Source organism: Hymenobacter psychrophilus (assembly GCF_900107135.1).
GTDB classification, from domain to species: Bacteria; Bacteroidota; Bacteroidia; order Cytophagales; family Hymenobacteraceae; genus Hymenobacter; species Hymenobacter psychrophilus.
The window spans coordinates 32,273-45,810 of the sequence record NZ_FNOV01000017.1; the positions used below are offsets into that span (position 1 = coordinate 32,273).

At 62.6% G+C, this 13,538-nt stretch carries 11 protein-coding genes; 4 read left to right on the forward strand and 7 right to left on the reverse strand.

Translation table 11 applies throughout. The annotated features are described in order from the left end of the window. Nucleotide 1: 1 nt before the first annotated feature. Both BLW21_RS19095 and BLW21_RS19100 read right to left on the reverse strand, forming a co-directional pair. Nucleotides 2-1,474, reverse strand: a complete 1,473-nt coding sequence (locus tag BLW21_RS19095) for a TolC family protein (RefSeq protein WP_175471053.1) — start codon at nt 1,472-1,474, stop codon at nt 2-4. 53 nt (nt 1,475-1,527) lie between these two features. After that, nucleotides 1,528-2,772 carry an efflux RND transporter periplasmic adaptor subunit gene (locus BLW21_RS19100; RefSeq protein ID WP_092743404.1) on the reverse strand — a complete coding sequence of 415 codons (1,245 nt, stop codon included), beginning with the start codon at nt 2,770-2,772 and terminating at the stop codon, nt 1,528-1,530. Nucleotides 2,773-3,567: 795 nt separating this feature from the next. On the opposite strand from BLW21_RS19100, the gene BLW21_RS19105 reads away from it, so the two are divergent. Next, complete coding sequence (locus BLW21_RS19105) at nt 3,568-6,084, forward strand: outer membrane beta-barrel protein (protein WP_175471054.1); 2,517 nt, start codon at nt 3,568-3,570, stop codon at nt 6,082-6,084. A 315-nt stretch (nt 6,085-6,399) separates the two neighbouring features. On the opposite strand, the gene BLW21_RS19110 is transcribed toward BLW21_RS19105, so the two are convergent. The 5 genes from BLW21_RS19110 to BLW21_RS19130 all read right to left on the reverse strand — a co-directional run bounded on the left by BLW21_RS19110 (nt 6,400) and on the right by BLW21_RS19130 (nt 10,713). Then, entirely contained in the window at nt 6,400-6,795 is a 396-nt protein-coding gene (locus tag BLW21_RS19110) for a hypothetical protein (RefSeq protein ID WP_092743408.1), read from the reverse strand. A 210-nt stretch (nt 6,796-7,005) separates the two neighbouring features. Further along, nucleotides 7,006-8,136 (reverse strand): cytochrome-c peroxidase, encoded by a 1,131-nt coding sequence (locus BLW21_RS19115; protein WP_092743410.1) that lies wholly within the window; start codon nt 8,134-8,136, stop codon nt 7,006-7,008. A gap of 90 nt (nt 8,137-8,226) precedes the next feature. Then, complete coding sequence (locus BLW21_RS19120) at nt 8,227-9,249, reverse strand: hypothetical protein (RefSeq protein WP_092743412.1); 1,023 nt, start codon at nt 9,247-9,249, stop codon at nt 8,227-8,229. A gap of 138 nt (nt 9,250-9,387) precedes the next feature. After that, a complete protein-coding gene (locus BLW21_RS19125) occupies nt 9,388-10,173 on the reverse strand; it encodes an MbnP family protein (RefSeq protein ID WP_092743414.1) in 786 nt (261 codons plus the stop codon). 138 nt (nt 10,174-10,311) lie between these two features. Beyond that, on the reverse strand, nt 10,312-10,713 hold the full coding sequence (locus BLW21_RS19130; RefSeq protein ID WP_175471055.1) for a hypothetical protein: 402 nt from the start codon (nt 10,711-10,713) through the stop codon (nt 10,312-10,314). Between the two features lie 54 nt (nt 10,714-10,767). Between BLW21_RS19130 and BLW21_RS19135 the strand changes: the two genes are divergently transcribed. The 3 genes from BLW21_RS19135 (at nt 10,768) to hisS (ending at nt 13,456) form a co-directional block, all read left to right on the forward strand. Further along, nucleotides 10,768-11,424: a TIGR02117 family protein gene (locus tag BLW21_RS19135; RefSeq protein ID WP_092743418.1), complete on the forward strand. Its 657-nt coding sequence runs from the start codon at nt 10,768-10,770 to the stop codon at nt 11,422-11,424. A 147-nt stretch (nt 11,425-11,571) separates the two neighbouring features. Beyond that, a complete protein-coding gene (locus tag BLW21_RS19140; protein WP_139255326.1) occupies nt 11,572-11,934 on the forward strand; it encodes an STAS domain-containing protein in 363 nt (120 codons plus the stop codon). Nucleotides 11,935-12,025: 91 nt separating this feature from the next. Beyond that, nucleotides 12,026-13,456 (forward strand): histidine--tRNA ligase, encoded by a 1,431-nt coding sequence (gene hisS, locus BLW21_RS19145; protein WP_092743422.1) that lies wholly within the window; start codon nt 12,026-12,028, stop codon nt 13,454-13,456. Nucleotides 13,457-13,538 lie beyond the last annotated feature (82 nt).

Consider the following 13,538-nt stretch of genomic DNA (forward strand, 5'->3'; position numbering starts at 1 on the left):
GTTACTCCGCCGCCAGCGCCTCGCCCCTTTCAAAATCGTAGAGCGTGAGGGCCCGCAGCCGGTAGTGGGCCACCCAGGCGGCGCGCAGGGCCCCAATGTAGGCACGCCGGGCCTGGTCCTTCTCGGCGGTGGCAATGGTGAGGTCGGTGAGACTGATGCGGCCGACCTGGTAGGTGGCCTGGGCAATGGCGTAGCGGCGGCGGGCCAGCGTATCGGCGCGGGAAGCCAGTTCCAGCTGAATGGCCAGCGTGCCGAGCTGGGCAGCCTGCACCTGCACCTCCTGCGCGAACGTGGCCTGCTCCTGCTGCACCTCGGTCTTGGCCTGCCGGCGGGCCAGCTCGGCCGTTTTCACCAGGGCCTGCCGCCGGCCCCAATCCACGAGCGGCACCGCGAAGCTCAGGCTCACCTGCTGCTGCTGCTGCAGGGCGGCGTAGGTGTCCCAGAGGTTGGGGGCCTGGTTGATATAGCCCAGGTTGGCCGCCAGCGTGGCCTGAAAACCGGTAGTGCCGCGGGCCCGGGCCACTTCGCGCTCCGCTTCGAGCAAACGCCGCCGGAAACCGAGCACCAGCGCCCGGTTCTGCCGGGCCTGGCTGAGCGCCAGCTCGGGCGGCACCGTTGCCAGCCGTGGGGCGGCGGGCACTTGCAGGCGCAGGCTTTCAGCGGCCAGGCCGGTGTAGCGCTGCAGCTCCACGGCCGCATTCTGGGCATCGAGGCGTGCCTGGGCTTCGGCCTGCTGGGCCGTGAGCAGGTTGAGTTCGAGCCGCAGCAGGTCGCTTTGCGAGAGGCGGCCCAGGCCGTACCGCTCCCGGCCCAGGCGTAGCAGCTCGGCGTTGGCCTGCACGTTCTGGCCGGCCACCTGGGCACTTACCTGCTGGCTGAGCACCGCAAAATACAGCTCTGTTACGCGCTGGGCAATGGTTTCGCGCTCCTCCACAAACTGCCGGCCGCTTTCCTGGTAGCGCAAGGGCTCCAGCCGCCGCACCCAGCGCAACTCGTTGAAGCGGCCCACCGGCTGCACCAATCCCACGGCCACCGGCTGGTTGTTGTAGCGCCGCAGCCCCCCGTTGAAATCATCAAACCGCTGCACTTCTGAAGCCACAAACACCTGCCCGCCCGTCAGGCCGATGTTCTGGCTGAGCGTGAGAGCCAGGTTGGAATTGTTGAGCCGCACGGCCCGGAAATCGGTGGTGCCGTCGGGCTGCACCACCGGCGTAACGGCCCGGCTGTAGCCCGGTAATACGCCCTGCAGGCCCAGCTGGGGCTGGTAGTTGGCCCGGTAGCCCCGCCACTGCCAGTAGCTCTGGTCACGGCTGGTGCCCGCCCGCCGCGCCACCGCCGACTGGCTCAGCGCCTGGTCGATAACGCCTTCTAAGCTGATAGCCGCCGTTTCTGAGCTGTTAGCTGTCAGCTGATAGCTGTTAGCTTCCGTACTTGTCTTCTGCTTAATAGGGGCCAACTGCTGCGCATTAGCCATTGAACTGAAAAAGCTAACAGCTAGAAGCTGACAGCTAAAAGCTAAAAACTGCTTCATCGGATGGTCAGTTCGGGGGTGTCGAGGTGGTCTTTCATGTCGGAGACGATGATTTCCTCGCCGGGGCGCAGGCCGCCGGTTATCTGCACGTAGTCGAAGTTGGAGTCGCCGAACTGCACGGTGCGGCGCAGGGCGCGGCCGTTGCTCACCACGAATACCGGCTGCTCCTTGCCACCCTGGTAAAAAGGGCCGTTGCGTACCCGCACAATGTTGTGGTGCGCCTTGGTGACCACGAACACGTCAGTACGCAGGTTGGGGCGCAGGGCCGGGTGGTGGTCCTCGGCCAGCGTCGCGTAAAAGGTCACCGTGCCTTTGTCCACGGCCGGGCTGATGGTGCTGATGGTGCCACGCAAATCCTGGTCGTTGATGCGCACCACCACTGGGTCACCGGGGCGCAGGGCGTCGGCGTAGGTATCGGAAATAGTGGCCCGCACCCGAAACCGGGTCAGGTCGGCCACGCGGGCCAGCGCGTCGCCGGCCTGCACGGTGGTGCCCAGCGCGTCATTTACCCACGTCAGCACGCCCGGCTGCTGACTGCTGATGTTGGCCTGGGCCAGCTTGCCGGCCAGCTCGGCGATACTGCGCTGCTGCATCTGCACCGTGAAACCCAGCTCGCGGCGGTCGGCAGCGTTGGCGGCCCGCTGGTTGGCCAGCTGCTGGGTCAGGCGCTGCTGCTCCAGCCGGGCCACGCGCAGGTTCAGCTCGGCCTGGCGCACACTCTCGGCCGTGCCGCCGCCCACTTTCAGCAGGTACTGCTCGTCGCGCAGGGCCGATTGCAGGCTGTTGATTTTAACGGCCTGCACCCGCTGCTGGGACTGCAAGTCGTAGAGGGCTTTTTCGAGGGTTAGCTGGAGCTGGCTACCACGGTTGCGGTTCTGCTGCTGACCATCCTCCAGCTTAGCCAGCGCCGAAGCCGTCAGCTCCCGGTCGAGCTCCACAATTGGCTGGCCCGGCGCCACCCGGCTGCCCACGGCCACCAGCACCTGCCGGATGGTGCTGGCAATGGGGCTGGTCAGCACGGCTTCGTGGGCCGGAATGATGACGCCGGCCGCCGTGAGCGAGGCCTCCACATCGCCACGCTCCACGCGGGCCAGCAGCAGGGCGTTGCGCTCCACACTGGGTTGCAGCACCGTGCGGAAGGCCAGCAGGGCCGCGCCCAGCGCCAGCAGCAGCCCCGCGCCCAGCAGCCAGCGGCGGCGCTGGCGGCGGTTTTGGGTGGAGGAAGAAATGGCTCTGTCCATTTTCGTACAGGTGGAAGGATGGTTCTCCCAAGTGTAGCCAACGGCCGTGCCATTTCTACAAAACATTACTTATCAATTTATTACAAATTATTCTTACTAACCAGGCACTAACAAAGCTGTCCATTTCCGGACAGCTTGTACGGTTGCGCCACAGTGGCACAAACCAGCACGAAGAAACCCAACACCCCAGGCAACGCCTGCCGCAGCAGCAACATCTACCCCACCAGAAGCCTGCTTTACCACTGCTGACTATCGTTCTGCAGTAGCCTCGGCGGAGCGGCCTATTGGTAGAACGTGGCCCCGCAAAGCCTCAGCTATCGGTGTCGCCCCGCCGGGACTCTGCCACCTCGCGCCGGGGCCAAGCTACCAGGCTGCTGCTCCGCTACCGCGTAACAGCAGCTGCTAAATCCAACCCAGATGCCTGCAACCGCAGCTTCATAGCAGAAGTTGAATTTATTTTCAACAGTACCTTGCGTTACATAGTACCTTTAGTTACCTTTGGCTTGTTGATTAGATAACCTCTTGGCCACGCGGCTGCTCCTCAAGCGGAGCCCGGCGCGGCCCCCACCGAACACCGCCTTCGCGCCAACCGGGCCGGGCGGTGGGCCCCGGTCGGAAACGTCGGTTTCCCGCCGCTGCCCCATGTGTTTCGGTTTGCTGGCACCCGCCTCTTTTGGCGATTGGTGCCCCTGCCTCTCACGTCTGAATTACTGGCCTTCAGGCCCATCCGGCGGAACCGCGGCCACCGGAAACGGCCCCTGCTTGCCTTTTTTTCCGACCCCAACCTCCTTTACCATGACTTCCTTCCCTCCTTCCAGCCAGTCCCCACGGGGCCTGGGGTTCCTCACTGCGCCCTTTCTCGGCCTCACTTTCGGCCTGTTTTCGCTGACCGCCGCCGCCCAGGGTCCGGCCCCAACGGCTCCCGCCGGCCGCGTAACCGGCACCCTGCTGGAGCAAGGCACCGGCCAGCCCCTGCCCTTTGCCAGCGTAGTGCTGCTGCGGGCCCAGGATTCGAGTTTTGTAGCCGGGGCCGAAACCCTGGAAAACGGCTCGTTCCGGCTCGACCAGCTGGGCCTGGGCTCCTACCTACTCAAATCGTCGGCGGTGGGCTACCAGAGCCTGCGCCGACGCGTTACGCTGACGGCGGCGGCACCCGAGCTGGCGCTGGGCACGTTGCGGCTGGCCTCCATCACGACGCAGCTGAAGGGCGTGACGGTGACGGGTGAGCGGGCCGTAGTGGAAAATGAGCCGGGCAAACGCGTGATCAACGTAGAGAAAGACCTGGCCAGCGTGGGCGGCATGGCCACCGATGTGCTGCGCAACGTGCCCTCGGTGGCCGTGGATGCCGGCGGCAGCGTGAGTTTGCGCGGCTCGTCCGACCTTACCATTCTCATTGATGGCAAGCCCAGCGGCGGCTCCAACAGCGGCCCCGGCCTGCGCCTCGACCAGATTCCGGCCTCCCGTATTGCCCGCATCGAGGTGATGACCAATCCCTCGGCCAAGTACGATGCCCAGGGCACGGGCGTCATCAACATCATCCTGAAAAAGCAAACCAAAAACGGTGTGAACGGCACGGCCAGCCTGCTGGGCGGCACCGGCGACAAGTATAACGCCAGCCTGAGCCTGAACCGCAAGCAGGGCCCCGCCAACCTGAGTTTGAGCTACGACCGCCAGGACGAAACCTACCGTGAACAAACCCGCAACCGCCAGTCCAGCGGCCTGATTGCTACCCGCCAGGATGGCACCGGCCTGGAGCGCAACTTTTCGCACAGCCTCAACCTGGGCCTCAATCTCGAACTGAAGAAGGAGCAGAGCCTGAGCCTGAGTTTCAACCCAAACTGGCAGCAGGAAGCCAACCGCTCCGAGCAGCTGCTGAGCACCGCCCGGCCCGGCGAGCCCACCACTACCCAGCGGGGCGTGCAGCAGCTCGATGTAGATGTGAAAGTGTTTGAAAACGTGGCCAGCTACCGCCGCGGCTGGGAAAAACACCCTGGCCGCGAGCTGACGGCCGTGGGCGGGGCCGTGCTCATCCGGGCCGATATTCCGGTAACCCAAACCCTGGAAAGTGGGGCCCTCACCAGCTGGCGGCAGCAGATGGATGTGGACGCCAACATCTACTTCGCCCAGGCCGACTATACACTACCACTGCCCGGCAACAAGGGCAAGGTGGAAACCGGCCTCAAAATAGAGCAGCAGCGCAGCAACGGCACGGCCGATTTGTTCAGCCAGCAGCCCGATGTGCCCGGCGGCTACGTGCGCGACCCGGCCCGCTCGCTGGCCTACAATTTCCGCCAGACGGTGCCCGCCGCTTACGCTACTTACCAGCGCGGCTGGGGCAAACACTGGAACGCCCAGGCCGGCCTGCGCACCGAGTACACCCGCGTAACCGGGGCCGTAGCGGGCGGCCAGGGTCAGTTCGACCTCGATTACCTGGGCCTGTTCCCGACGGCCAGCCTCAGCCGCCGCTTTGGCCAGCGCGACACGGCCAAAACGGCCGAGCAGCCCCAGCAGCTGACGTTCAGCTACGCCCGCCGCCTCAACCGGCCCAACTTTATGCAGCAGCTGGCCGTGCCGCTTTACCTCGACCCACGCTTCTACCGCCTCGGCAACCCCGAGCTGCGGGCCGAATTCAGCCACAACCTGGAGCTGGGCCACCAGCTGAGCCTGCCCGGCGGGGCCGAAATCACGACCACGCTGTTCGGCCGCTTCACCAACAACACCATCCAGCGCCTGCGCGACGTGGACACGGTGGCTACCAACCGCAACCCCGCCGCCGGGCTGGTGCTGGTAGAAACCTACCGCAACCTGGGCTCGACCACCAACGTGGGCCTGGAACTAACCTGGAGCCAGCCGATTACGGCCTGGTGGCGGGTGCAGGCCAACGGCTCGCTCTACCGGGCCCAGCTGAACACCAACGCCCCCGACGCCGGCTCGCGCCAGGCCCTCACCGGCACGGCTCGCCTCAACCAGAACTTCAGCCCCACCCCCGCCCTCGACGTGCAGCTGACCGGCTCCTACCGCTCGGCCACCCTCACGGCCCAGGGCCGGCAGCTGGCCACCGGCGGCCTCGAAATAGCGTTGCGCCAGCGCCTGTGGCAGAACCGCGCCGCCCTCACGCTCCGCGTTTCCGACCTGCTGAACACCCAGGTGCGCCGGGCCGAAATCAACTCGCCCGAGCTGCAGTCCACGCTCTACACCAAGCCCGAAACCCGGGTTGCCTGGCTGGGCTTCACTTGGTACGTGGGCGCCAGCAAGGCCAAAGCCGGCCGCATCGAAGCCGCCCCAGCCGGCGGCGGCGGGTTTGGGGGCTAGCGGCGAGTAACGGCAGAACAGCGACGCCTATTTATCTATCCAAAGCGCGACACTCTGTTCAAAGCACAAAGCCCCTGACGTTCGTGCTGACGTCAGGGGCTTTGTGCTTTGAAGTTAACGTTGAGTATTTGCGAAGGCAGGGAATTCCGTGATCCGTCAGACCGGACTATCGCTGATTAAAGTTACTAAAAATGAGAATATGTTCTGCAGTTCATCTGTGTTACGTAAAGATGGGACTGAAGCTGAGTTTTGTTATGTCGATCAGGATTTATTCGCAAAGCCAGTATAGCAGAAAATCCAGTGTTGTGTGCCGTTTCATCTATAGTTTTCCAATGCATATTTCACATTCTCATTTCCGGTATCGATTAGCTTTTTTATTGCTGAATTTGATAGTTCCGTCGCTATCTTCTTCAAGACGTGAACACATTTTCGTAATGTAGATTCCAATCCATCATCATAAGATCTGTAAATTTCTCCTTGTTGAGCAATTAACATTATGGGGTCTATAAATCTGTCATCCTTTAATTCTTTCAACCAAATCAACCCTATGATGTCCTCATGTTCATGATGCCATTTTTCCAACAATAATCTTTCGATTTTTGGATAATATGCTTTATCAATTTGTTCGGTTTGATTAAAAAGGTCTGCGATGCAAGCCTGAAGTTCTTGCTCGTTTTGTTTTTCAATTGCTTGATCTAGTCTTTTTATCATTTATTGGACTTCAATTGTCGGTAGAAATGGCACACAACATCCGGGTTGCCGAAAATCTGTACGGCAGCGAGTTTCGGGAAGCGGCACTAGGTACGCAACAAACTTTCGGGAAGCAAGCCAAATCTGGTATGCTTCCCGAAAGTTTCCCCGCATACTTATAAGTCATCAACCGGAAGCTAAAGCAGGCAAATCGAGCAGCTAAAGACGCAGCTACTGCGGTTCCGCAAACCGGGGGTCTTTCACGAAGTCCTCATCTGTCAGCGTCTTCAAAAAGGCTACGATTTGCCGTTTCTCCTGGGCCGTTAGTTCGAGGTGGGGGCTTAGTTGGAGCGGGTCGTTGGTGGTGTTGCGCATCAGCGGGTCGAGGGTGGGGCTGCTGAACTGCACGTGCTCGTTGTAGTGGTCGAGCACGTCTTCGAGGGTGGCCAGGCGGCCGTCGTGCATGTAGGGGGCCGTGAGGGCGATGTTGCGCAATGAGGGCACCCGGAACTTGCCGTTGTCGGTGGGGCGGCCCGTGAGGCCGCCCAGGCCCCGGTCGGCACCAAAGGAGCTGGAGAGGCCGTTGTTGCGGAAGTTGCGGTCGGTTTGCAGCGGGCCGCCGTGGCAGTCGCTGCAGTTGCCGCCCCGAATGCGGCCGTTGGGGTGGATACTGAACAGCTCCATTCCGCGCACCTCGTCGGGCGTCAGGATGTCCTGGTCGCCGCGGTTGTAACGGTCGAAGCGCGAGTTGCCCGAAACCAACGTCCGCTGGAACTGCGCCAGGGCCTTGAGCACCCGCTCCTCGGCAACTGCACTTGTGCCGAAGGCTTTGCCGAACAGCTCGGGATACTTGGCCAGCGCCTGCAGCCGGGTTATGCCAGCGGCCAGCGGCTGGTGCAGTTCCAGGGGGTTTTCGATGGGCACGCGGGCCTGCTGCTCCAGGCTGGTATGGGCCCCGTCCCAGGTCAGGCGCGGCTCCCAGAGCAGATTCTGCAGGGCCATAGCACTCCGCGGGTGCTGGGTGCCGCCCACGCCCTCGGCCTGCGCCAGCCCATCGGTAAAGGCCTTGCTTTGCTGGTGGCACGAGCCGCACGACTTGCTGTTGTCCATGGACAGCGCCTTTTCATAGAACAAGTGGCGGCCCAGCGCTATGCCTTCCACCGTCAGCGGGTTGTCGGCGGGCTGGGGCAGCGGCTTCGGAAACAGCGGCGGCACCTGCAGCACGTAGGGCGTGGGGGCGCCAAACGGCTCCGGGCCCGGGTCGTTGGTCTTGCCGCCGGTGCCGCAAGCCGTGGTCAGTAGCAGGCTTAGCAGAACCAGCAGGTTCAGCCCTGTTGCGAAATTGGTAAAAGCGGTTTTCATGCGCGGAAAGGCAGGAGGTAGAGCGTTATTTCCAACAACCCGTCATTCAGCGCATGCGGCGCAGCATGACGGGGTTTTTCAGCTATCAATTCAATTTTCCGCCGCGGGCCTTTTGTGCAGCAGGTACTTGGTTTGCCCAAAGCTGTAGCCTACCGATACCACCAGCCGGCCGGCGCTGGCCGGGTGGTCGGTAGTGGCGGTGTACACGGGGAGCTGCACGCTGGTACTAAGCGAGAAATTCCGGTAGTACACATCGAGGCCGGGGCCGAGCAGGGCGTTGTTCATGGCGTGCTCGCCGGTGAGCTGGCCTTCAAGCATCTCGCCCTTTGTTTTCTCGTAGAAAAACTGCGCCGACGGGTATAGCTGCCAGTTTTCGCCCAGCGGCACCCGATAAAACAGGCTGGCAAACGTGGCCGTACTCGGGGCCAGGCCGTTGCGAAACAGGTTCTCGGCGGTACGGCGGTAGCTGGTGTTCACGCTCAGGCCCGCCCCACGGTAGCTGCCAATATAGTTGGCGTACACGAAGCCGTCGGTGGTGCCGGTGCCCACCTGGTTGAGCAGCGGGTAGCGGCGGCCCTGCGCCGTTTGGCGGTCGTACTCGCCGGTGGGCAGTTTCAGGCCGCCGCCCACTATCAGCCGGCTCTGCACCCCGGCCGTTTCAATGGCCCGGATGAGGTGGTAGCCGGCAAACAGCGTCACGTCGCCTACGCCGCTGACATTCAGCTGGCTGCCATTAATTTGCGAGGTATTCAGCACGTAAGGCACGAAGGCGTTTAGCTCCACGCGCTGCGAGAGGAAGTATTTACCCCGCAGCTCGACTACCCGGAAGGCCTCGAAGTCGGTGGGGTCGCCGCGGTGGCTGTGGGCGTAGCCGTCGTCGGAGTTGAGCTGGGTGGGGAAGAAGATACGGGCCCCATCGGGCCGGAAATCGGGCGACTGGCCCAGCGCCCGGTAGCCGTTGTAGATGCGGTACCGGTGCATGAGCGAAAAGCCGCTCTGGTTGTCGTAGGGCGTGATGCCCATAAAGCAGCCGCAAATGTCGCAGGCGCGCGCGGCCGGCCCGGCCGTCCCTATCAGGAGGCCCGCGAGCAGCAGTCGGAAGAAGTACTTCATGAGAGCTGGTAGCATAGTGAGAGAACGAGATGGTGAGTTTGACCTTCCGAGGGCCTGATTGCGCCACTTGTCCCGTGTTCGCCGTGGGGCCCTCCGAACATCCAACTCACTATCTCACCATTTCACCATTCCACTTCTTTAGTTGGCGTGCAGGTGCTCGACCGAGAACATACCGGCGGCAATATTATCGGCAATCTGCACCGAGGCGGGGCCGCCCATCGAGTTGTTCACCGTGGCAAAACGGATGGTAGTGGGGCCGCTGAACATCTTCAGCGCATCCACCTGCAAATGGATTTCGGGAGTGTGGTCGGTGCGCACCAGCAACTTGCTGCCGCCGGGAAAGGGCAGCGTAACGGTGCGGATGGTGTTATTGGCCCCGTTGGCGCCCTTGAAACCGGCAATATGAAATACCAGCCCGCCCTTGGGCGACTGGGGCGAGGTGCCTTCCAGCTTCACGTTGATGAACTCTTTGCTCCAGGCCCACCACATGCCGTTGTCGTCGCCGAGCACGCCCTGCAGATTACCAGCCTTGGTACGGGCACTGTCTACGCCCACCACAAAGCGCAGGGCAGTATAGTCGCCGGTGGGCACATCGGTCAGTTGGAGCTGCTGGCTTTCCTTTTTGGCCTGGTCAACCAGAAAATAGGTATCGGGCAGCACCGTAGCGCTGCCATCGGCTTTCAGCAGCTCCAGGTTCGAGAGGTAGTATTTGAAGGTACTGATGGTGAACTGGTCGCCGGCCGCAGTGGTGTAAGTGTCGGTATCGAGGTGGAGGCTGCGGTTACCCACGGTGTTTTCGAGCTCTACCGAAAACACGCTTTTTTGCGGCTCTGCCGCGGGGTCTTCTTTTTTATCACAGCTGCCCAGCAGCACAGTGCCCAGGGCCAGCGAAGCGGCCAGGGCCGCAAAACGCGAGAAAATCATTAGTAGAAACGCTAAGGCTGAAGGAGATAAACCTGCCGGCCGGCCCGCGTACCAGTACGCGGGTCCGGGCCGCACCCCACGGGGGCGGCTTGCCGGTCGTTGCGGCTTCCAAGGGTGGAAGCCGGTGCGAAAGCAGGTTTACACCAGTGGCGGGCGGAACACGCCGCGGGCGGGAGCATCGGCGTAGCGCAAGGCTGCGGGGGCAGCGTAGCGGCCGGGGGCGGCCGGCCAGTAGCGCGGGGCCGTCAGGGTGAGGTGGGCGGGCGCGGGCACCAGGTCAAATTTAAGCCGGATGCTGCCGGCTGGCACTTTTTCGTCCTCATCAGCAGCGCTGCGTAGCTGTTTGGCCAGGTGGCACTTGCCGTTGCACTTAAGCTGCGGCCGGGCTTTGTTCACGCAGTAGCGGGCCGTAATGCGGGCCTGGTTCAACTCATAGTTCACCACCAGCAGCTCCTGCTCCAGGGTTTGGAGCAGCAATAGGGAGCAAAGCAGATACGCGAGCAGGCGGTACACGGCCACGATAGGTTGAGTCGGCGGCAAATGTACAGCCGGCGACTGTATAATTGGTCCCACATGGCGCCGTATCTTTAGCCAATGGCGGCTTTCGTAGCGTTTATTTTCCTGCTGATGACCGGGGCCGCAGTACCCGTGAACCGGCAATTCCGGCAAACGCCGGGCGGCGTGCCAGTGTTCGTGGTATCGAACGGGATTCATACCGACCTGGTGCTACCCGTGCGCGACCCGCAAACTGGCCACAACTGGTTGGCTCAGCTGAACCAGCCTACCCTTACGGCCCGCTTCGGCCGCTACCGCTACGTAGGATTCGGCTGGGGCAATGAAGGCTTTTTTCTGGGCTCGATGGGCGGGCGCACGCCCGGCCCCGGGGCCGTGGTGTGGGCCCTGCTCCCCTCCAAAACACTGGTGCACGCCAGCTTCTACCCCACCGCGCCCGACTCGGGAGCCTGGGTAGTGCCGCTGCAGGTATCGGCCGCGCAATACCAGCGGCTGGTGGCGCATGTGCGGGCCGCGCTGGCCGCCCCCGATTCGGTGGGCCGGCAGCCGCTACGCCAGGCAACCGGCTACGGCGCGGCCGATTTCTTCTTCCGGGCCCGGGGCCGCTACCACGCCCTGCGCACCTGCAACGACTGGACTACCCGGGGCCTGCGCCGGGCCGGGATAAGGGCCCCGTTGAAGTCGCCACTGGCCGCGTCGGTTATGCATCAGGCCCGCCACAACAGACTCGCTGAATAGACCATAATGCTCGTTCAATTGATGTTTTTTGTCGATTAAATTAAATTATCTCCTTAAAATTACATTTTATCGTCATCGAAGTCGTAACTTGCAGCCGCGAAATCTCGCTTGAAAGCGGAGTCGTACCGCTTAAGACAGGACCGGAAGATGTTGGATGTTCAGCGTGAAGAGTTACCCCAGGCATACCTGCTTATCCTGTCCTATTTAGCTTCCGACACCAATGACAGCGAAATGCTGGCCCGGGCCCTGCATCGGGCCAGCCGCACCAGCAAGCCCGCCGTGGTAGTCGACCTGAGCCTGGTTGATTCGCTGAGTAACGATGTGATAGAGCTGCTGCTGGCCTATGCCTTCGCATTGCGGGCTCAGGCGCGCCAGCTGATTCTGTGCCACACGCCGCAGGCCAGCCGCCACCGCTTCCAGCGCCTCGATACCGACTCGCAGCCGTTGCTGGTAGCCTCGGTGCTCGATGCCATCGAGGAAATCGAATTTGGGGCTTCCCGAATGAGCTGATTTACGGCCGGCCGCGGAAGAACTGGGGAAAGTCCGGCGGAAAGCGCGAATTTTGCGCCCGTACCACCGCATTTCGATTCCCTCGCCCCCGATGAGCAGCGTTCAGAAACCCAGCATCCCGCAAGGCACCCGCGACTTTGGCCCAGCCGTAGTGGCCCGCCGCAACTATATTTTCGGCGTCATACGCCGCGTGTTCGAGAAGTTCGGCTACGCCCCGCTCGAAACCCCAACCTTGGAAAACCTGAGCGTGCTCACCGGCAAGTACGGCGACGAGGGCGACCAGCTGCTGTTTAAGGTGCTCAACTCGGGTAACTTCCTCAAAAAGCAGAAGGGCGAGGTTATCAAGGAGGAAGTAACGCCCGCCGACCTGCTGGCCGGCCCGCGGGCGGTGCTGCCCAAAATTGCCGAAAAAGGCCTGCGCTACGACCTGACGGTGCCTTTTGCCCGCTACGTAGTAATGAACCGGGGCACGCTGGTGTTCCCGTTTAAGCGCTACCAGATTCAGCCGGTGTGGCGCGCCGACCGGCCCCAGCGTGGCCGCTACCGCGAGTTTTACCAGTGCGACGCCGACGTGGTGGGCACCGATTCGCTGCTGTGCGAGGCTGAAATTGTGCTCATGATGAGCGAGGCACTCAACACGCTGGGCCTCACCGACCACACCATCAAACTGAACCACCGCCGGGTGCTGGGCGCCTTTTACCAGGCTCTGGGCGGCGAGGGCACCGAGGTGGATCTGTTCACGGCCATCGACAAGCTCGACAAAATAGGCCGCGAGGGCGTGGAAAAGGAGCTGGCCGAACGCGGCTTCTCGGCCGAGGCCATCGACAAGCTGTTTGCCCTGCTGGGCGTGGCCGGCTCGTTCGAGGAGAAGCTGGAGCGGCTGCTCGCCGCCTTCGTAACGGCCGCCGTAGAGCCCGACACACCCGGCGCCGACGGCTACAAAGGCCTGCAGGACCTGCACCGGGTGCTCGACTACCTGCGCGGCTTTGGCTTTGACAAGTGGGACAACCTGGAGTTCGACGTAACGCTGGCCCGCGGCCTGAGCTACTACACGGGCTGCATCTTCGAAATCAAGATCAACAACGTGAACATGGGCAGCGTGAGCGGCGGCGGCCGCTACGACAACCTCACGGGCGCGTTCGGGCTGCCGGGCGTATCGGGCGTGGGCTTCTCGTTCGGCGTCGACCGCCTCTACGACTGCCTGGAGGAGCTAAATCTGTTCCCAGAGGCGGTGGCAGCTACCACGCGCTGCCTGCTGGCCAATTTCGATGCCGAAAGCGAGGCAGCGGCGCTGCCCGTGCTGCGCCGGCTGCGGGCCGAAGGCATTGCCACCGAACTGTACCCCGAGTCGGGCAAGCTGGGCCGGCAGTTCAAGTATGCCGATGGCAAGGGCATTCCGTACGTATTGCTGCAGGGCTCCGAGGAGCGTGCGGCCGGCCAGTTCAAGCTGAAAACGCTGGCCACCGGCACCGAGCAGACGCTGACGCTGGAACAAGTGCTGGCAGAGTTGGTTGGTGGGTAGTGGGAGAACATCATTCAGCGCCAAGCGAAGAATCTCGCACGACTGGTTGATTAGCACGCGATATCCTTCGCTTGGCGCTGAA

What these genes read in the sequence shown, in the direction of transcription:
- BLW21_RS19095 (WP_175471053.1), bottom strand. Translation starts at nt 1,474, where the DNA reads ATGGCTAATGCGCAGCAGTTGGCCCCTATTAAGCAGAAGACAAGTACG.
- BLW21_RS19100 (WP_092743404.1), bottom strand. Translation starts at nt 2,772, where the DNA reads ATGGACAGAGCCATTTCTTCCTCCACCCAAAACCGCCGCCAGCGCCGC.
- BLW21_RS19105 (WP_175471054.1), top strand. Translation starts at nt 3,568, where the DNA reads ATGACTTCCTTCCCTCCTTCCAGCCAGTCCCCACGGGGCCTGGGGTTC.
- BLW21_RS19110 (WP_092743408.1), bottom strand. Translation starts at nt 6,795, where the DNA reads ATGATAAAAAGACTAGATCAAGCAATTGAAAAACAAAACGAGCAAGAA.
- BLW21_RS19115 (WP_092743410.1), bottom strand. Translation starts at nt 8,136, where the DNA reads ATGAAAACCGCTTTTACCAATTTCGCAACAGGGCTGAACCTGCTGGTT.
- BLW21_RS19120 (WP_092743412.1), bottom strand. Translation starts at nt 9,249, where the DNA reads ATGAAGTACTTCTTCCGACTGCTGCTCGCGGGCCTCCTGATAGGGACG.
- BLW21_RS19125 (WP_092743414.1), bottom strand. Translation starts at nt 10,173, where the DNA reads ATGATTTTCTCGCGTTTTGCGGCCCTGGCCGCTTCGCTGGCCCTGGGC.
- BLW21_RS19135 (WP_092743418.1), top strand. Translation starts at nt 10,768, where the DNA reads ATGGCGGCTTTCGTAGCGTTTATTTTCCTGCTGATGACCGGGGCCGCA.
- BLW21_RS19140 (WP_139255326.1), top strand. Translation starts at nt 11,572, where the DNA reads ATGTTGGATGTTCAGCGTGAAGAGTTACCCCAGGCATACCTGCTTATC.
- hisS (WP_092743422.1), top strand. Translation starts at nt 12,026, where the DNA reads ATGAGCAGCGTTCAGAAACCCAGCATCCCGCAAGGCACCCGCGACTTT.